Source organism: Kaistia dalseonensis, assembly GCF_030814715.1.
GTDB classification, from domain to species: Bacteria; Pseudomonadota; Alphaproteobacteria; order Rhizobiales; family Kaistiaceae; genus Kaistia; species Kaistia dalseonensis.
Map to the genome: position 1 here is coordinate 45553 of NZ_JAUSVO010000008.1, position 19880 is coordinate 65432.

Consider the following 19880-nt stretch of genomic DNA (forward strand, 5'->3'; position numbering starts at 1 on the left):
GTCAGCGGTCCTCATAGAGAGCAGGGCGCTTTTCGCGAAAGCTCGCGGCACCCTCCTTGAGATCATCGGTATAGGCGACGAGCGCGCCGGCGATCGCTTCGAGCGCGGTCGCTTGCTCCTCGCCCTCGGCGGCATTGACGAGCTGCTTGGCGACCTGCACGGCAACGGGCCCGCGCGCAGCGATTTTCTCGGCGATTCGAAGGGCTTCGCCGAGCGACTGCCCCTTCGGGACAATCTGGTCGACCATGCCTTTTGCCAGCGCGTCGGCGGCGGAGAACATCTCGCCGGTCAGCGTCATGCGCTTGACCAGGCGGGGTCCGAAGCGGCGCACGAGGCGCTGCGTACCCGACCAGCCCGGCACCATGGCGAGGCCCGTCTCGGGCAGGCCCATCCGGCCATGCTCCTCCAGAATGATGATGTCGGCGGTGGCGGCGAGTTCCAGTCCGCCGCCAAAGGCATGGCCGTTCAGCGCCGCGATCAGCGGCTGGCGCAGCCTGGCGAGGCGGTCGAAGACGCGGTGGCCGGTGCGGATCCAGTCGCGCATGAAGCTGATCGGATCGAGTCCCGCCCAGGCGGCGATGTCGCCGCCGGCCGAAAACGCCTTCTCGCCGTTGCCTGTGATGATGGCAACACGGATGCTCTTGTTGCGTTCCGTTGCCTCAGCCCAGTCTTCGATTGCCCCGATCATGTCCTGGTCGAGCGCGTTCAGCTTTTCGGGCCGATCGAGCGTCAGGATCGCGACCGGGCCTTCGATCGTGGAGCGGATACGAGTCTCAGCCATGGACCACCCGATCGAGCTTGAGGCCGATCAGACCCGGCTGGTAGAGGCGGGCGGGCGAGGTCTTCAGATCCTTCGCGACCAGAAGCGGGAATTCCGACTGGCCGAGAATATCGCGCTCGAGGTCGAAGCCCGGCGCGATCTCGGTGACCATGACGCCTTCGGGCGTCAGCTTCATCACGCAGCGCTCGGTCACATAGGTGACGTCCTGCCCCTGCTGGATGGCGCGACGGCCGGAGAAGGAGACGTGCTCGACCTCGGGCACCAGCTTCTTGACCTTGCCCTCCTTCTCGATCGCGACCGCGCCGTCCTCGATCGAGAACTTCGCGCCGGCATTGAAATAGCCTGAGAAGACGATCCGCCTGGCCCGCGCCGTGATGTCGACGAAGCCGCCGGCGCCGGCGGTCACATGGGGACGTGCCGCGAGACGGGAGACATTGACCGAGCCGGATTGATCGATCTGCAGGAAGGAGAGCAGCGAGCAATCGAAGCCGCCGCCCTGGAAATAGACGAACTGGTGCGGGGAGGGCACGATCGCCTCGGCGTTGGAGGCGCAGCCGAACTGGAAATCCAGCAGCGGCACGCCGCCGACTGCACCCTGCTCGATCATCCAGGTGACGTCGCCGTGCCGCCCTTCCTCGATCAGGATGCGCGGCACATTGGCCGAGATGCCGAAGCCGATATTGACCGCCCAGCCCTGGTGCAGTTCGAGCGCGACGCGGCGCGCGATCACCTTGGCAATGTCGAAGGCGGGCACCTCGAAGCTCGACATCGGGCGGAAGATCTCGCCCGAAATCGCCGGCTCGTAAGGCGTCTGGCAGGTCTGCCACTGGTCGGGCGCGACGACGATATGGTCGACGAGGATGCCCGGCACATGCACGTCGAGCGGCTTCAGCGTGCCGGCTTCGGTGATGCGCTTCACCTGGGCGATGACGATGCCGCCATTGTTGCGGACCGAAAGCGCCTGGTCCATCGGACCGAGATAGGCGCCCTCATGCTCGAAGGTGAGGTTGCCGCGCTCGTCGGCCGTGGTGGCGCGGATGATCGCCACATTGGGGATCACGGACGGGAAGAACAGCCATTCCTCGCCGCGAAACTGGATCTTCTCCACGACGGGCTCGGCCGCGGCGGCGTCGTTCATGGCGCAGCCCTGGCGATCGGGATCGGCGAAGGTGTCGAGCCCGACCTTGGTGATGACGCCGGGGCGCTTGGCCGCCGCCTCGCGGTGCATGTCGAACAGGATGCCGGAAGGGATGTTGTAGGCGGGAATCGCATTCGCGCCGATCATCTTCCAGATTTCCGGCGGCTCCGACGAGGAGGGGCCGGAGGGGTAGGAACCAGCGAGGATCTTGCCGAGCAGGCCAGGCCTGGCGATATGGTCGATGCCCTTGACGCCATACATGTCGCCGGCGGCGATTGGATGCAGCATCGTCAGGTTCTTCGGATGGCCGGTCGTCGCGAAATGGGCGCCGATGCCGGCGAGGGTCGCGTCCGGGCAGCCGAGCGCGCTCGCCGAGGAGACGGTGACGATCGCATTATCGGGAATGAGTGCCGCAGCCTCGAGCGCGGTGATGACTTTCGATTTCATGCCGACACCGTCCAGTGAAGCAGTTCAGCCGCGTCGCCTCTTTCCGAGCGAGGAAGGCCGAATTCGTTGGAACGTTCCAATTTTTGCCCAAGCATTGAAGACAGAGCGCTCATCACAGCCCGGTCTCCACCTTGACCGCCATGCCGGTGCGCGCGGCCTCCGCGACCGCCAGCCCGAAGGCGAGCGAGCGGATACCGTCCTCGCCGGTCGCGGCCGGCTGGCCCTCGCCGCGAATGGCGGCATGGAAGGCGCCGAGCGCGCGGACATAGAGGTCGTTATGGTCGAAGGGCAGCGGATGTTCGCCGTCCTTGTTGCGCAGCATGACCGAGCCGATCGGCTTCTGCGTCATCACATCATGCGCGATCAGCGAGCCCTCCGTGCCGTGCACCTCGAAGCCGGTGCCGGCATATTGGGCGGTGAAGGCATCATGCGTCTGCGCGATCAGGCCAGAGCGGAAGGTGACGCTCGTCATGACGGCGTCTTCCAGCCCGGCGCTCGCCATGCCGGACGACTGCGTGATGGCGACGACGCTCTCCGGCTCGTCGTCGAGCACGAAGCGCAGCGTATCGGCGTCGTGCACGGCAATGTCGAGGATGACGCCGCCGCCGGCCGCCGGCGCGTTGATGCGCCAGCCCTGCAGGCTCGGCGGCAGATAGACGGCGTGGAACACGCGCGCGGCGAGCGGCCGGCCGATCCGTCCGTCCTGGATCGCATGGCGCATGGCGCGGTGCGCGCCCGCATTCCTCAGATGATGATTGGTGGCGAATACGACGCCCGCCGCCTTGGCGGCATTGACGGCCGCATGGGCGTCGGCGAGCGTCAGCGCCAGCGGCTTCTCGCAGAGAATGTGCTTGCCGGCCTTGGCCGCGGCGATCGCCTGGTCGCGATGCAGCTCGTTGGTGGTCGAGATATAGACGGCGTCGATGTCGGGCCGCGCCAGCAGCGCGTCGAGATCGTCGGTGGCGTTGGGAATGCCGTTGGCGGCGGCATAGTCCCGGGCGCGGTCAGCACTGGCGCTCATGACCGCGACCGTCTCGCCATCATTGTGGCGGATCGCGTTGATCACATATTCGCGTGCGATATTGGAGGCGCCGATCAGGCCCCAGCGTATCGTCATTGTCTTCTCCCTCCCTCGGCGCCGCAACTCGCCCTGACGACGAGGTCGACATCCGAAACGAACTCTTCCGGCCGTGTATCGCCATGGATCATGCGCAGCACCTGATGCGCGGCGCGCTCGCCGAGCGCTGCGGTATCGACATGAACCGTGGTGAGCGGCGGATTGGTGTGGCGCGCCTCCGAAACATCGTCGAAGCCGACCAGCGCGAAATCGCGTCCGGCGGTGAGGCCGCGCCGTTCGAGGCCGGAAAGCGCGCCAAAGGCGACGACGTCGTTGAAGCAGAGCGCGGCCGTGGCAGGCTCGGCCCTGTCGAGCACGCGGCCGACGGCATTGAGGCCGCATTCGCGGTTCGGCGGCCCCTCGATGATGAGATCGGGCTCGATCGGCAGGCCGGCGGCGATCAAGGCCGCCTGAAAGCCGCCGCAGCGATCATTCTGCGCGATCATGTCGGAATAGCCGCCGAAGAAGGCGATGCGCTTGTGGCCGAGCGCGATCAGATGCTCCGTCGCCCGCCGCGCGCCGCGCAGATTGTCCGGCGTCACGGATGAGAACTTGCGACCGGCGAGGCGGCGCATGGCGAGCACGATCGGCACGCTGAGGCCGGCGAGGGATTCGATGTCGGCCGGCTTGGTCCCGCGCGCCGGGCAGATGATCAGGCCGGCAATATCGTGCTCCGACATGGAGCGCAGCACCTCGGCCTGGCGCTTCGGGTTCTCGGTCGTATTGGCGATGAAGGGAATATAGCCGGCGGTGTGGAACACATGTTCCATGCCGACGGCGAGCTCGGCGAAGAACGGGTTCGCGAGATCGTTGATCACCATGCCGACAATGTTGGAGCGGGCGCTCCTCAAATTGGCGGCGCCGCGATTATAGACGTAGCCGAGCTGTTCGATCGACGCGACGACCTTCTCGCGCGTCTCCGCCTTCACCAGCGGGCTCGCCTGCAGGACGAGCGACACCGTCGACTTCGACACGCCGGCATGACGGGCGATGTCGATCATCGTGACGCGTGGTCCGGGTCCTGGCGTTTCCCTGGTGTTCATCGGTGCCTTGTGGCGCTCTCGAATTTGGAACGTTCCAATTCATAGAGAGGCGAAATGGCGGCGTCAAGCAGATCGAGCGGCGAAATCAACAGGGTGAAATCGTCATATGAATTGGAACGATCCAACCGAGACGCATGAACCGGGCCGGGGCAAGTCGTCCGGATACGGTGATGCCGGGCGATTTCCCGAAGTCCGGACCCCATTCAGCCGCGGCGCTCCGAGCGCGAACGCCATCGCTGAATCGGTTCCCGTTTTCGCGGGGATGACGGAACTGGGGGGAGATGGATGATGCGAGGAGGGGGCGTGACGGCCGGCGGCCGGCCCTGAGGCGTCGCCCCTCGCCCGCTCGGGGCGAGGGGAAGGAGAGGGCGAGCAAAGGGGCGAAACCCGGCCCTCGCTCGCCTTGGCCTATTCGGCAGCGATCCGCATAGCGGGTGTCCCGACAGCGCGCGGGGGCTCGCCATGCTGGTCTTCGTCTTCGCGCTCATCCGATGTGTTGGGCTTGAACGCCCAGCCGAAGACCCTGCCGACCAGCGCCGAGAAATCATCCATGATCGTGTAGACCGAGGGGATGAAGACCAACGACAGCACGGTCGAGACCAGCAGTCCGCCCATCACGGCGATTGCCATGGGCGAGCGGAATTCGCCGCCCTGGCCGAGCGCCAGCGCCGCCGGAACCATGCCGGCCGCCATGGCGATGGTGGTCATCACGATCGGCCGGGCGCGCTTGCGGCCGGCGTCGATGATGGCCTCCTTGCGGTCCATGCCGTGCTTCTCCCGCTCGACCGCGAAATCGACCAGCATGATCGCGTTCTTGGTCACGATGCCCATCAGCATGAGCACACCGATGATGACGGGCATGGAGAAGGCATTGTTGGTGAGCAGCAGCGCCGCGACCACGCCGCCGATCGAAAGCGGCAGCGAGGCGAGGATGGTGATCGGCTGGAACACATTGTTGAACAGGATGATGAGCACGACGAAGACGAGCATGATGCCCGAGCCCATCGCCACGCCGAAGGCGGAGAACACCTCGGCCTGCGCCTCGGCATCGCCCGTATCCTGCAGATGGACGCCGGCCGGGAAGCTCTTGACCACATCCATCGTCTTGATGCGATCGCCGCCCTGGCCCGAGGTGAAGCCCTTGGCCATGTCGGTGCCGACCTTCACCAGCCGCTCGCGGTCATAGCGCTCGATCGTCGCCGGACCTTCGCCGAAGCCGATATCGGCGACCGAGGCGAGCGGGACGGAGCCGCCCGCGGTGAGCGGCACGCGAAGCGCCGCCAGCACGGAAAGGTCCTGGCGCGCCTTGTCGTCGAGCTGGACGCGGATCGGGATCTGCCGGCCGTCGACCGTGAACTTGGCGAGGTTGGAATCGGCATCGCCGCTGGTCGCGACGCGGATCGTCTCCGAGATGCGGTCTGGCGCAAGGCCGAGATCGCTCGCCTCGTCGAGCTTCGGCACGATGCGGATTTCCGGCCGTGCGAAGGAGGCGAGCGCCACGGGGTTGGAGAACATCGGGTCGGACTTCATCGCCGCCTCGAGGTCCGAGGCCGCTTTCACGACCGCCTCGCCGTCGCGGCCGATGACGGCCACGGTGGTTTCGCGGTCGCCGCGATCGTTCACGACATAGAAGCGGATGTCCGGAATGTCGGCCAGCGCATCGGCGATGATCGGCTTCATCTCCTTCTGCGAGCGGGTGCGGTCCTCTTTCGGCGTCAGCGTCAGGATCAGCGCGGCGCGGCGCGGCTCCAGCGTGCCGGTCGGCGAGGTGCCGCCCATGACGAAGACGTTCTGGATCTCGGGCAAAGCCCTCAGCCGCTCGGCGATCGCGTCGGTGGTGACGGCAGTGTCGTCGAGCGGGGTGCCCGGCGGCAGCTCGATCGAGACGACGAGACGGCTCTCATCGGCCTCGGGGATGAACTCCGACGGCAGCATGCCCATGGCCTGGATCGCGACGACGAAGGTGGCGATGCCGATGCCGAGCGTCACCCAGCGCATGCCGGGCCTGAGCGTCCCGCGCAGCAGCGCGGTGTAGGATCGCATGATCCAGCCGTCATGCTCTTCTTCCGGATGGGGCTGGCCGAGCCAGGCGCCGAATAGCGCGAGGAAGGCGGCACCGCCGACCGCGAAGCCGGCGATGCGGATCCAGCCGATCGCTGTGACGCGCTCGGCGAGGGTGCCCAGAAGCGGCACGCCGGCGAGCCCGTCGGCGGAGAGCTGCAGCACCAGCGCGGCGAGGCCGATCACGGCGCCCACGGGAACGATCCGGCGCAGACGGCGCCACGCATCGGCGCGGAAGCCGGTATAGACCGGGCGTCCATCCGAACCGTCGCCGACATAGGGCACGCGCATGAAATAGGCGGCCATCATCGGCGTGATCAGGCGGGCGACGAGCAGCGAGAAGAACACCGCCACCGCCACCGTCAGGCCGAACTGCCGGAAATACTGCCCGGCAATGCCGCTCATGAACGACACCGGCGCGAAGATCGCGATGATCGTCATCGAGATGGCGATAACGGCGAGGCCGATTTCGTCGGCCGCCTCGATCGCCGCGCGATAGGGCTTCTTGCCCATCCTGGTATGGCGGACGATGTTCTCGATCTCGACGATCGCATCATCGACCAGGATGCCTGTCACCAGCGTGATGCCGAGCAGGCTGACCAGGTTGAGCGAGAAGCCGAGCATGGAGATCGCCCAGAAGGTGGGGATCGCCGAGAGCGGCAGGGCAACGGCGGCGACGAGCGTCGCCCGCCAGTCGCGCAGGAACAGCAGCACGACGAGGATCGCGAGCGCCGCGCCCTCATAGAGCGTGTCCATCGCGCTCTGGTAGTTGCCATAGGTGTAGGTGACCGTGTCGTCGATCTGCGAGAAGGTGACGTCGGGATGCTCGCGGCCGAGTTCGGCGATCTTGGCGCGGACCAGTTCGGCGACCGAGGCGTCGGAGGCGCCCTTGGCGCGGTAGATCGACATGGCGACGGCCGGGCGGCCGTCGAGGCGGGCGAAGGATTTCGGCTCCTGCCAGTGATCCTCCACCGTGCCGAGCTCGGCGAGCCGAACCTCGCGCCCGCCGGAGAGCGCGATACGCGTATTGGCGAGATCGTCGAGCGTCTTGGCGCCGGCGAGCGTGCGGATCGTCTGCTCCTGGCTGCCGACCTCGCCCTTGCCGCCGGACAGGTCGACATTGGTGATCTGGAGCTGGCGATTGACGTCGGCCGCCGTGACGCCGAGCGCCATCAGCCGGTCGGGGTCGAGGCGAATGTCGATTTCGCGCGTGACGCCGCCCATCCGCTCGACGCGGCCGACGCCCTTCAGCGCCTGCAGCGCGCGGATCGCGGTGTCGTCGATGAACCAGGAGAGCTCTTCCGGCGACATGGCCGGCGCCGAGGCGCCATAGGTCATGATCGACTGGCCCTCGACATCGATGCGCTGGACGATGGGCTCGTCGACGGTGCGGGGCAGGTCGCCACGGATCTTGGCGATCGCATCCTTGACGTCGTTGAGCGCGCGGTCGGTGTTGACCTCGAGGCGGAACTCGATCGCCGTGTTGGAAGAACCGTCGGTGATGGTCGAGGTGATGTGCTTGACGCCGGAAATGGCGGCGACGGCGTCCTCGACCTTTTTGGTGACCTGGGTCTCGAGCTCGGCCGGCGCAGTGCCGCTATCGGTCACCGTGACCGAGACGATCGGCACGTCGATATTGGGGAAGCGCGTGATCGGCAGGCCCATGAAGGCGACGATGCCGAAGGCGCAGAGCACGACGAAGAGCAGGATGGGCGGAACCGGATTGCGGATCGCCCAGGAGGAGAAGTTCCAGTTCATCCCTTCGCTCCCTGGCTCAGCCCGATTTCCGGGCTCGCGGCGGCGACCGGGGTCACGGCGTCGCCGTCGCGCACGAAGGAGCCGGCGCGCGCGACCACCATCTCGCCGGGTTCGACGCCGGACAGGACCTCGATATAGCCCGCGCCCGAAATGCCGGTCTTGAGCGTGCGCGTCTGGATCTTGCCGTCGACCACGACCTGCGTCGTCGGTGAGCCGCTGGCGGTGACGATGGCGGAGACGGGCAGCGCGATGCCGGTCTCGCGAGCGATCTCGACCGTGCCGCGCGCAAACGAGCCGCTGGTGACGCGCGCATCGGCGGGCAGCGCGACGCGCACCTTGCCGAGCCGCGTCACGTCGTCGATCTTCGGCGAGACGAGGCGGACCGTGCCCTTGATCGGCGTGGCATGGCCCGGCGCCATGACCAGCACCGTCTGGCCGACGACGATCTGGGCGAGCGAGGTTTCGGGAACCTGCGCCTCGAGCTCGATGGAGCCGTCGCGGGCGAGGCGGAACAGCGGCTCGCCGGCGCCGGAGACGATCGCGCCGACACGGGCCGAACGCGACAGGATGATGCCGTCCGCCGGCGCCTTGATCTCGGTCTTGGAGAGACGCAGTTCCAGTTCGCGCCGCAGCGCCTCGGTAAGCGTCTTGTCGGCCTCGGCGAGCGTCAGGCCCTGCTCGGCCGACTGGCGCCGCGCCACTGCCGTCTGCGCGCTCGACTGGCGCTGGTCCAGCACGTCCTGCGCCACGAAGCCCTTGGTTTTGAGCGATTCACCGCGATCGAGCGCGGATTTCGCCTGCGTCTCGGTCGCGATCGCCTCGGCGATCTGGCTCTTCGCCTGCGCGATGGCGGCGTCGTTGCGGGCGAGTGAGGAGGTGTTCTGCGCGAGCAGGATTTCCAGCGTATCGGTCGAAAGCCGCGCCAGCACCTGCCCGGCCTTCACCACGTCGCCCTCTTCGGCGAGAAGCTCGGTCAGGCGGTAGCCGTCGAGATCGACGCCGACCAGCACTTCCTCGCGCGGCACCAGCGAGCCGACCACGATCGCGGTCTGCACGATCTCGCGCTCGGCCGCCGGCACGACGGTGATCGCCGGCGCCTTGGCCGTGACGGCGGGCTTTGGCGCTTCCTCGGCGGTTGCGGAAAACAATGTCTCGGGCAGCACGAGGCCCATGCCGGCCACGGCGAGCACAAAGGCGGACGAGGCCGCCATTCGGGTCAAACGATTCATCTGTCCTGTCGGCCGCCTGGCGGCCGTCCCCTCAAAAAGCTTCGAACGCGGCACGGGCGATCTGACGCCGCACTCATGCCTTCTCGGATTGAAACTGCACGACCCCCGCGAGCATCCGACGCAGGATCGGCGCGACGCGGTCTGGCGTAAGGTCGGGATCGTAGATCTGTCGGAGCGCGATGCCGTCCACGGCGGCCATCGTCATGCTGATCGTCGCGTCCATGTCGTCGATCGGCGGCAATTCGCCCTCGGCGATGGCCTCGGTGAGGACAGTGCGGATGGTGTCGCGCACCCCTTCGTCGATCTGGGCGAAGCGCTGGCCGATCGCCGAATTGCGCAGGCTCTCGGCGGTGATCTCCGCCATCAGGCCCGAAGCCTCGGGGTCGCGCATGAAGGCGAAATAGCCCACGGCGCAATCCACCATCCGGTCGAGCACCGGACCCGGCCCGCGCATCGTCTCGACCATCGCGGCGGCGTCGCAATGCTGTTCCTGCGCTATCGCCTCGACGATGGCTTCCTTGGACGGGAAATAGCGATAGAGCGCGCCGGGGCTCATCTTCGCCTCGGCGCAGATCTCCTGCATCGAGGCGCCGCGAAAGCCTGACTGGGCGAAGCACAGCCGCGCCGCATCGAGAATCTGGTGGCGGCGCGCATCATGCGTCGCCTCCCGGCTCCCGGCCTCGCCCTGTTCTGGCTGTACGATCGCTGCCATGAGCCCTCGCGCGTGGACAAAGTGCGAATGAACGTTCGCTCTCTCCAACTGCGCATCAATTGCGCCCGAATCAAGGGCGATGGCGGTGGCGTTACAAAACTTTACGAAGAGGCATGCGGCCATCCGGCCATCTCGGGCGACGTGGCCTTGCCCCGGCGCGCGCGCCATCCGCCGTGAATTCCCCGAAACGAAACGCTCAGGCCGGCTCGGAAACCGGCAGATGGCTCTGTGCCGTCTTCGCGGCGAGGTCGTGGTTCAAGAGGCCGCGCAGCGCAATGTCGATGTCGCTCTCGCGCGCCATCAGCGCCTTGAGGCCCACCACCTGCCAGGAGAGGGCAGAAGCTCCCGCCATCAGCGCCACGTCCGCCGTGGCGGTGCCGCCGGAGAGAAAGGCGATCTCGCCCAGGAACGTGCCCGCCTGCACGACAAGCCGGCGGCCGTCCTTGGAAACTTCCGCCTCGCCGGAGAGGAGATAGAACAGTTCGGCCGGCTTTTCGCCGCGCTTCAGGATCGGCACAGGTCCCTCGATCCGATGCGTTCCCTTGACGAGCCGCCGGAACTGGCCGGGGGTGAGCACGCGGATGGCGTTGAACAGCGGGCGGATATGGCTGTCTATGCCATAGCCGAACCGGTCGCGGATGATGAGCGCGATCATGCCCAGATTGAGCATGATGGTCAGCACCTTCCACACCAGCGGATCGAATTGCGGCGTGTTCAGGATCAGCAGGTAATAGAGCGCCTGCAGCGCCATGCTGACGATCGTGGCGATGCGCAGATAGATCTGGTCGCGGAAGAGAAAGGCGATCAGGGCAAGCGCATTGCCGATGTGAAAGAGGATTTCGAGGGTCATGGGGGCGGCACGATGCGCTCGAAGCGACGAAGCAGGCTGGGTGACGGGCCGTAAACTCCGCTGACCCGCCCGGAAAGTCCAGAGTTTCCGTGCCGCAGACCGCCCCGCCATGGTCCGGACGCTAAGCCGGCTCAGCCCGTGGCGCCAAGCTGCGGGCCACGGGCTGGCGTCATTCGTGCTGGATCAGTATGTCGCGCGGCCGCCCGAAACGTCGAAGACGGCGCCGGTCGTGAACGAGCATTCCGGGCTCGCCAGCCAGGTGATGATCGAGGCGATTTCATCCACGGTGCCGAAGCGGCCCATGGGAATCTTCGACAGCATGTAGTCGATATGCGCCTGGCTGACCTGCGCCAGGATCGGCGTGTCGACGGTTGCCGGCGTGATCGCGTTGACGGTGATGTTGTCCTTGGCGAGTTCCTTGCCGAGCGATTTGGTGAGCCCGATCACCGCCGCCTTGGCCGCCGAATAGGCGGATGCAGTCGGGTTGCCCTCCTTGCCCGCGATCGAGGCGACATTGACGATCCGGCCATAGCCGTTCGTCTTCATGAAGGGCACGATGAAGCGGTTGCAGTAGAAGAGGCCATGCACATTGATCGCGAAGACGCGCTGCCATTCCTCGATCGGATAATCGACGACGAGGGCGTTCTTGCCGGCGATGCCGGCCGAGCAGATCAGGATGTCGATCTTGCCGAGATGCTCCGCCGCCTGCGGCGCCGCCGCCGCCACCGCGGCCGGATCGGCGATGTCGAGCGCGATTCCATGGGCCTTCGGACCGAGCTTTTCCTTCGCCTCGTCGATCCTGCTCGGGTCTATATCCCAGAGACACACTGTTCCCCCCTCGGAGACGATGCGCTCGGCCGTCCTGAGGCCAATGCCGGAGGCGCCGCCGGTGATCACCGCGCCGCGCCCCGAAAACCGTGTCAGATCAACCATTCTTCTGCTCTTTTCCCGTTCCGTGCCGTGGGCACGGTTCCTCCCGAATGCATCATTCGTAAGCACAGGACCGCCGCGCGACAACCCAATTTGAGCATAGCTTTGACTGGTATCGGCCCCGCGATGACCTATAAGAAGTTCGACCCATCGTCTTGCCGAACGGATGCCCTATGGCCCTCAATTCCATCGAAGAAGCCATTGCCGCCATAGCGGCCGGAGAACTCGTCGTCGTCGTCGATGACACCGACCGGGAGAATGAGGGCGACCTGATCATGGCGGCGTCCAAGGCGACGGCCGAGAAGGTCGCCTTCATGATCCGCCACACCAGCGGCATCATCTGCGTGCCGGTGACGCAGGAGCGCGCCGAGCAGCTTCACCTGCCGCCCATGGTCGCCAACAATCGCGACCCGATGCGCACCGCCTTCACCGTCACCGTCGATTACAAGGTCGGGCTCACCACCGGCATTTCGGCCGAAGAGCGCGCCAATACGATCCAGGCGCTTTCGAACGACAATTGCACGGCGACCGACTTCCTGCGTCCGGGCCATATCTTCCCGTTGATCTCGCGCGATGGCGGCGTGCTGATCCGCTCCGGCCATACCGAAGCGGCGACCGACCTCGCCCGCCTGGCCGGGCTCGAACAGGCCGGCGTGCTCGCCGAGGTCGTCAATGATGACGGCACGGTCAAGCGCTTGCCGCAGCTGCTGGAATTTGCGGCCGAGCATAATCTCAAGATCGTCTCGATCGAAGACCTGATCGCCTATCGCGCCCGGAACGAGAGCTTCGTCAAGGAAGTCGACAGTTTCCAGACGCCGGTCGGCGGCCGCACCGCGCTAGCGCATGTCTACGAGACGCCGTTCGATCCCATGCAGCATCTCGCCATCGTCTTCGGCGACGTTGCCGAGCAGTCCGATGTGCTCGTGCGCATCCACCGCGCCAATCCGATCAGCGATCTGGTCTCGCGCGGGCCGGATTCGAAGAGCTGGCTCGAGACGACGCTGCGCAAGGTCGGCACCGCCGATCGCGGCGTCTTCGTCATGATCCGCGATCCGGCCGTGGTGCGTCCCGATGGCTCGGTCGCCGGCGATGGCGAGGAGAAGCACATGTCGGCTCGCCAGCGGAAGGAACGCTGGCGCGAAGTCGGCGTCGGCGCGCAGATCCTGCGCGACCTGAGGGTGCGCTCGATCCGCCTCCTGACCTCGCAGGAACGGCAATATGTCGGCCTGCAGGGCTTCGGCATCGAGATCACCGGCCGCGAGACGGCGGAATAATCAAGGCCGGAGCCGGAATAGGCTGAGACCGCGCCCTCGCCCACGCAGTGGGAGAGGGCCTTTCTTCCCCTCTCCCGCTTGCGGGGGAGGCCGAGAGGGGGCTCGCTGCCGAGGTCTCGGGATCGCGAATTTTCCCCGCCGCCAAGGCGTGGCCCGCCCACTCTCCCCCGCTTCGCGGGAGAGAGGGCGGGCCGAGAGTGTCGCGATGTTCCCAAACTCCCGCGAGGCGGGCGAGGGGACAGGCGACGATCGTCGTCACACGATCGCTTCGTCCTTGTGCTCGCGATCCGAGCGCTGCGCCGCGTCGAGCACCTTCTGGATGTTCGCGGCGCGGCGGAAGGACGGCTCCTGCGTCTTGCCGGCGCGGACGGCCGCGACGAAGCGCTGGTAGTTGGTCTCGACCGGCTCGAAGGCGATATCGCGCCACGTCGCGGTATCCACGTCCGCGCCGATGCAGGCGCGCAGGCTCGACACGCCCGTATCGTAGATCATCTCGATCGCGCCCTTGTCGCCATAGACGCGCAGCCGCAGCTGGTCGAACTGGCCCGGTGCCGTGCGGGTCGCCTGGATGGTGCCGACCGCGCCATTGCTGAAATCGACATTCATCGTGAAGCTGTCATTGGCGTCGAGGTCATATTCGCCGATCCGGTTCTCCGGCGGCGCCTTGTCGAACGTCTTCAGCCGCGCGAACACATGGGCGACGTCGAGACCGGCGCCATAGGACGTGAAATCGACGATATGGATGCCGATATCGCCGAGCGCGCCGTTGGAACCGTGCTTTTTCGAAAGGCGCCAGAGCCATTTGCTCTCGCTCTTCCAGTCGCCCCAGGCCTTCGATACGAGCCAGCTCTGCAGATGCGTCGCCTCGACATGGCGCACGGCGCCGATATCGCCGGCGAGCACCATCTGGCGGCCCTTCTGGAGCGCGGGCGAATTGCGATAGGTGAAGTTCACCATGCCGACCTTGCCGGAGGCCTCGATCGCCTCGGTCATTTCCAGCGCGAGCTTCGCATCGGTCGCGAGCGGCTTTTCGCAGAACACATGCTTGCCGGCGGCGATCGCCTGCATGGTGGTGGGGTAATGGATGCGATCGGGCGTGACATTGGCGACGGCATCGAATTCGCCCCAGGCGAGCGCCTCGTCGAGGCTCGAAAACTGCTTCTCGATGGTGTGCTCGGCGCAGAATGCCGCCAGCCGCTCGGGAACGACATCGACGCCGCCCACGACGCTGACGCCGTCTATCGCGGCAAAGTTCTTGGCATGTTGATTGGCCATGCCTCCCGTTCCCAGGATCAAAAGACGCATTGAGGACCTCCCAGTCGATTTTCGGACGCGGCCTGTTCTCCGGCCGGTTGCCACCGCCATAAAAGCAGGTTTGCGGCTTTAGGCCAGAGCGTGCCGGACGCCGCACCGCGATTTGATCGGGCGCTCGTTGGCCAGGGGGCGGATCAATCCCGCCGGGGCGCCGCCACATCGTCATGGGGACCATTGCGCTGGACGGTGTACATGCCCGTCGTCCGGAATTCGGTCGGACTGGTGCCATAGGCGCGGCGAAAGGCCTTGGCGAAATAGTTGGGGTCCTGGAAGCCGCAGGCGAGCGAGATCGCCTTGATCGAAAGCTCCCCGAGCTCGAGCAGGCGAGCCGCGCGGCGCATGCGCTGCGCCGTCACGAATTCAGCCGGCGAAAGACCCTCCGATGCCGCGAAGAGCCGCGAGAAATGCGCCCGGCTGAAGCCCGCGAGCCGCGCCAGCCGGTCGACATCGAGATCGCCGTCGAGATTGGCGCGGATATGGCCGACAATGCCCGCGATGACGTCGCCATGGGCGGGGTCCCGGCCGAAGGCGTGCGGCCCGAGCACGTCGTCATAAAGCGCCATCGCCGCCTCATAGGCGAGGGCGGACGCCTTGCCGGGGGTCTCGCCACGGCCGTCGATCAGGGCCAGGCAGCAGGCCGCGATGCGTTCGACGGTATCGGGGCGGAGGCGGAAGACGGGACCGGCCAGCGCCAGGATGGTGCGGTGGATACGCAGCGCCTCCTGACCATACATCGAGATCCAGAAATACTCCCACTCGTCGCCGGGCTCGACCCAATAGCGATGGCTGTGCGGTACGATCACGAGCATGGTTTCGCCGGCGCCAAGTATATGATGGCGCCGCTCGTAGAGAAGCTGGCCGCGTCCGGCGACGGTATGCTGGAGCACGGTGAACGGTGTCTCGCCACGCTTCATCCCGTTCCATGAATAGGCAGGGCTCGATGTTGTCTCATAGCCCGTGCTGGTCGGCATGGTGTGCAGCGTATGACGGCCGCGCGACAGCGAAACCGTCTTCATGATCGGGGAGCGGCTCTTCATTTGCGAGAGCACAGAATTACCCATATCAGCACAAATTCTCTCTAGGGTCCGGCGATCCGAACAGCATACTAGCCTCCGAGACAGTGGAGGCGCGAGCGGAAATCACCCGGTCGCGGTCAGAAGGCCATTCGTACCGAAAATCCGGCAGCGGCCGGCGGGCGCCTGTCGTGGCGCGCGGGACGAGACTCGCCAGAGTTTGGGGCCGCCTTGCCGGCCCGAAGAGGGAGAGGACGCCGTGTCGTCGAAACTGAAGATCGCCATCATCGGTGCAGGCAGCATCGGCTTCACCAAGAAGCTGGTCACCGACATTCTCTGCGTGCCGGAGTTGCAGGATATCGAGTTCGCGCTGACCGACATCAACGCGCATAATCTCGACATGGGCCGGCAGCTGATCGAGCGCATCGTCTCGGTCAACAATCTGCCGACCAAGGTCACCGCCACGACGGATCGCCGCCAGGCGCTCGACGGCGCGCGCTACATCATAAACTGCACTCGCATCGGCGGCCTCGAGGCTTACAAGTCCGATATCGAGGTTCCGCTGAAATATGGCGTCGACCAGTGCGTCGGCGACACGATCTGCGCCGGCGGCATTCTCTACGGCCAGCGCAACATTCCGGTCATCCTCGATTTCTGCCGCGATATCCGCGATTTCGCGGAGCCCGGCGCCAAGCTGCTCAACTATTCGAACCCGATGGCCATGAATACATGGGCGGCCATCGAATATGGCAAGGTCGATACGATCGGCCTCTGCCACGGTGTCCAGAACGGCTGGCGCCAGATCGCCCAGGCGCTCGGCGCGGCGCACCAGTCCGAGATCGACTTCATCTGCTCCGGCATCAACCATCAGACCTGGTATCTCGACCTGCGCTGGAACGGCCGCAAGGTCGAGAAGGACGAGCTGGTCGAGGCGTTCGAGCGCCATCCTGTCTATTCGAAGCAGGAAAAGGTCCGCATCGATGTGCTGAAACGCTTCGGCTACTACTCGACCGAGTCGAACGGCCATCTCTCGGAATACCTGCCCTGGTACCGCAAGCGGCCGGGCGAGATCATGAAGTGGATCGATCTCTCCGAGTGGATCCATGGCGAGACCGGCGGCTACCTGCGCTATTCGACCGAGAGCCGCAACTGGTTCGAGACCGACTTTCCGGTCTTCCTCGAAGAGGCCGGCAAGCCGATCGACGTTGCGAAGCGCACCGACGAGCATGCGAGCTGGATCCTGGAGGGCCTCGAGACAGGGCGGACCTATCGCGGCCATTTCAACGTCAAGAACAACGGCATCATCACCAACCTGCCGAGCGATGCGATCATCGAATCGACCGGCTTCGTCGATCGCTTCGGCCTGAACATGGTCTCGGGCATCACGCTGCCGGAGGCTTGTGCTGCGACCTGCATGTCGTCGATCAACGTCCAGCGCATGTCGGTCCATGCCGCGATGACGGGCGATGTCGATCTGCTGAAGCTCGCCGTGCTGCACGATCCGCTGGTCGGCGCGATCTGCTCGCCCGACGAGGTCTGGGCGATGGTCGACGAGATGCTGGTCGCTCAGGCCGAGTGGCTGCCGCAATACGCCCACGCCATTCCGGAAGCCAAGCGCCGCATGTCGAAGTCGACGGTCGCGACCAGGGATTGGTCCGGCGCGGCGCGGCGCGAGATCCGCTCGGTCGACGAAGTCCGCAGCGAGACGGCAAAGAAGAAGGAGGCCGCGCTCGGCCTCAAGCCGGGCGCCTGATCAGGGCGCCTGGTCGCTGACTGGGGCGTTTCCGAGCGAAGCGGACGAAGGTTCGCGTGAAGGAAACGCGACAAGGGATCGAGGCCGCCACGGAGGACTGGCGGCCTCATGCGAACGGCTGGGCGGAGAGGCGCCGGCCGTATCACTCTGGGAGGAGAGGACACGATGAATTCCTGGATGAGAACGACCGCCCTCGCGGCGCTCGTCGGGCTGATGCCGCTTGGTGCGGCACGGGCCGACGACGTCACGTCGGGATTGAAGCCCGCCGAGCCGGTACCGGTCGGCAAGTCGCTGCAGAAGGGCGACCGGACGCAGATCGAATATGACAAGCTGATGCAGTGGAAGGCGCTGCCTTCCTATAGCGAGCCGGCCTGGGTCACCGATCTCGTCACCGCCGGCAAGCTGCCGCCGATCAAGGATCGCCTGCCGCCGGTGCCGCTCGTCGTCGATACCGCTTCGGTCGAAGGCACGGGCGTCTATGGCGGCGTGCTGCGCCATGTCTCCGGTGCGCGGCCGCAGGGCTGGAACTGGATGGCCGGCAATGTCATGGCCTGGGGCGGCGTCGAGGAAATCGTCGACCAGTGCCTCGTCCGCGTCGGCCCGATCTGGATGCTGAAGGGCGAGAAGAGCGAGCCGCTGCCGCAGCTTGCCAAGTCCTGGGAATGGTCCGCCGACGGTCATGCACTGACGATGCATCTGATCGAGGGTGCGAAATGGTCCGACGGCCAGCCCTTCTCGGCCGACGACGTCATGTTCATGTGGGACGACAACATCTCCGATCCGAAGGTTCCCGCCTGGGGCCGCCCGGATGCGTTCGGCGTCGGCACGACGCTGGAGAAGGTCGACGACAACACGGTCCGCTGGCACTTCAAGGATGCCTTCCCGGCCGCGACCCTCTACCAGATGGGCTACCAGAAGCTCTGCCCCGGCCCGGCCCATATCCTGAAGCCGCTGCATCCGAAGTATAACAAGGATGCGACCTATGACAGCTACATCAACGCGCTGAAGCCCGAGAAGACCCCGTGGGTCTCGATGGGACCGTGGACGGTCACGGATTACAAGCCCGACCAGATCATGGTCATGCGCCGCAATCCCTATTTCTACGAGGTCGACGAGAAGGGCAATCAGCTGCCGTACCTGGACGAGATCCAGTACAAGCTCTCGACCTGGGAAGATCGCACGATCCAGACCGTGGCCGGCTCCGCCGACTACGCCAACATGGAAGATCCGTCGATCTATCTGGAATCGCTGAAGCAGGCGCAGAAGCCCGATTTCCCGAACAAGATCATCTGGGGCGCCCGCGCACTCGACTGGAAGATCGACCTGAACCTCTCCGACGTCTGCGGCGTCAATTCCGATCGCGACAAGGCGATGCGCGAACTGAACCGCAATGTCGATTTCCGTCGCATCATGACGCAGGTCGTCGATCGCGAGGCGCTCGGCCAGTCGCTGGTCCGTGGACCCTTCATCACGCCCTATGCCGGCGGCATGCATCAGGAGACCGATTTCGGCAAGCCGGAAATGGTCGTCTACTATCCCTATGACATTGAAGGCGCCAAGGCGGCTCTCGCCAAGATGGGCTTCAAGGATACGGATGGCGACGGCATCGTGAACTGGCCCGCAGGCGGCCCGCTCGCCGGCAAGAACCTCGACATCAACCTGCTCTACACGACGCTCTACACCACCGATCAGAACATCGCCCAATCGCTGGTGACGATGTTCCGCGAGGCCGGTGTCAACCTCGTGCTGCAGCCGAACTCGGCCGAAGTGCTGCCGGTCGTGCAGTCCTGTGGCTGGGATTGGTGGCTGCATCGCGACGACAAGACCTTCCAGGCGCCCGTGCTCAATCTCGAGCAGCTTGCGCCCGTCGCCTGGGGTGCTCCGTATCGCCATCTCGGCACGTCGACGACGCCGCAGAACCTGCTCCCCTTCGAGAAGGACCTGCTCGCCATCGTCGCCAAGGTGCGCACCGAGCCCGATCCGGCCAAGCGCAGCGAATTGTTCCGCGAATACAACAAGATCTCGACCGAGAACATCTACTCGATCGGTCTGATCGAGGTTCCCGGCGCGATCATCGTCAACAAGCGCTTCAACAATGTGCCGCCCGGCACGCCGATCCTCTCCTATGCCTGGGGTGAGGAAGGTTCGATGCGCGAGCGCTTCTGGGTCCCGACCGACCTGCAGGGCCAGGTGCCCGAGCTGGCGCCGAAGACCCTGCCCGGCATCAACTAGAGCCGTGTGAAAACCCTCTCCCGTCGCAGGATGGGAGAGGGGCACTGCCGATCCCGCGGGATTGTTCTGCGAAGTATTCCCCTCTCCGTCATCCCGGGCGGAGCGAAGCGAAGACCCGGGATCCATGCAGCCAGAGCGCCGGCTATCCGGTCGCCCCAGGCTGAATGGGTCCCCGCTTTCGCGGGGATGACGGCCCTCGCTGGGGGTGGTGCCGCCTGGTCGATCATT

General features: G+C 65.7%; 14 protein-coding genes. 3 read left to right on the forward strand and 11 right to left on the reverse strand.

Going from position 1 to position 19880, the window contains the following annotated elements; all coding sequences use genetic code 11:
* Position 1 precedes the first annotated feature (1 nt).
* The 9 genes from QO014_RS23565 to QO014_RS23605 form a co-directional block, all read right to left on the reverse strand.
* On the reverse strand, positions 2-781 hold the full coding sequence (locus QO014_RS23565) for an enoyl-CoA hydratase/isomerase family protein (RefSeq protein ID WP_266351224.1): 780 nt from the start codon (positions 779-781) through the stop codon (positions 2-4).
* The gene (locus QO014_RS23570) at positions 774-2366 is read right to left on the reverse strand and encodes an acyl CoA:acetate/3-ketoacid CoA transferase (RefSeq protein ID WP_266351225.1); all 1593 of its coding nucleotides are present in this window, start codon (positions 2364-2366) and stop codon (positions 774-776) included. Before QO014_RS23570 ends, QO014_RS23565 begins: the two co-directional genes overlap by 8 nt.
* A gap of 112 nt (positions 2367-2478) precedes the next feature.
* A complete protein-coding gene (locus tag QO014_RS23575; protein WP_266351226.1) occupies positions 2479-3483 on the reverse strand; it encodes a Gfo/Idh/MocA family protein in 1005 nt (334 codons plus the stop codon).
* Positions 3480-4526 carry a LacI family DNA-binding transcriptional regulator gene (locus tag QO014_RS23580; RefSeq protein WP_266351227.1) on the reverse strand — a complete coding sequence of 349 codons (1047 nt, stop codon included), beginning with the start codon at positions 4524-4526 and terminating at the stop codon, positions 3480-3482. Before QO014_RS23580 ends, QO014_RS23575 begins: the two co-directional genes overlap by 4 nt.
* Before the next feature lie 408 nt (positions 4527-4934).
* Positions 4935-8345 carry an efflux RND transporter permease subunit gene (locus QO014_RS23585; RefSeq protein ID WP_266351228.1) on the reverse strand — a complete coding sequence of 1137 codons (3411 nt, stop codon included), beginning with the start codon at positions 8343-8345 and terminating at the stop codon, positions 4935-4937.
* Positions 8342-9574: an efflux RND transporter periplasmic adaptor subunit gene (locus QO014_RS23590; protein ID WP_266351229.1), complete on the reverse strand. Its 1233-nt coding sequence runs from the start codon at positions 9572-9574 to the stop codon at positions 8342-8344. The genes QO014_RS23585 and QO014_RS23590 overlap by 4 nt, the downstream gene beginning before the upstream one ends.
* A gap of 73 nt (positions 9575-9647) precedes the next feature.
* Complete coding sequence (locus QO014_RS23595) at positions 9648-10454, reverse strand: TetR/AcrR family transcriptional regulator (protein ID WP_266351230.1); 807 nt, start codon at positions 10452-10454, stop codon at positions 9648-9650.
* A 28-nt stretch (positions 10455-10482) separates the two neighbouring features.
* Positions 10483-11136 carry a cyclic nucleotide-binding domain-containing protein gene (locus QO014_RS23600; protein WP_266351231.1) on the reverse strand — a complete coding sequence of 218 codons (654 nt, stop codon included), beginning with the start codon at positions 11134-11136 and terminating at the stop codon, positions 10483-10485.
* Between the two features lie 183 nt (positions 11137-11319).
* Complete coding sequence (locus tag QO014_RS23605; RefSeq protein ID WP_266351232.1) at positions 11320-12069, reverse strand: SDR family NAD(P)-dependent oxidoreductase; 750 nt, start codon at positions 12067-12069, stop codon at positions 11320-11322.
* A 170-nt stretch (positions 12070-12239) separates the two neighbouring features.
* Here QO014_RS23605 and ribB point away from each other — a divergent pair, with 170 nt between their 5' ends.
* On the forward strand, positions 12240-13340 hold the full coding sequence (gene ribB, locus QO014_RS23610; protein ID WP_266351233.1) for a 3,4-dihydroxy-2-butanone-4-phosphate synthase: 1101 nt from the start codon (positions 12240-12242) through the stop codon (positions 13338-13340).
* A 255-nt stretch (positions 13341-13595) separates the two neighbouring features.
* Here ribB and QO014_RS23615 read toward each other — a convergent pair whose 3' ends face one another.
* Positions 13596-14645, reverse strand: coding sequence for a Gfo/Idh/MocA family protein (locus QO014_RS23615; protein ID WP_266351234.1), 1050 nt, complete (start codon positions 14643-14645; stop codon positions 13596-13598).
* 143 nt (positions 14646-14788) lie between these two features.
* Positions 14789-15715: an AraC family transcriptional regulator gene (locus QO014_RS23620; RefSeq protein ID WP_266351235.1), complete on the reverse strand. Its 927-nt coding sequence runs from the start codon at positions 15713-15715 to the stop codon at positions 14789-14791.
* Between the two features lie 211 nt (positions 15716-15926).
* Between QO014_RS23620 and QO014_RS23625 the strand changes: the two genes are divergently transcribed.
* Together QO014_RS23625 and QO014_RS23630 are read left to right on the forward strand one after the other, a co-directional pair.
* Entirely contained in the window at positions 15927-17420 is a 1494-nt protein-coding gene (locus QO014_RS23625; RefSeq protein ID WP_266351236.1) for an alpha-glucosidase/alpha-galactosidase, read from the forward strand.
* A gap of 177 nt (positions 17421-17597) precedes the next feature.
* Positions 17598-19652: an ABC transporter substrate-binding protein gene (locus tag QO014_RS23630; RefSeq protein WP_266351237.1), complete on the forward strand. Its 2055-nt coding sequence runs from the start codon at positions 17598-17600 to the stop codon at positions 19650-19652.
* Positions 19653-19880: the final 228 nt, after the last annotated feature.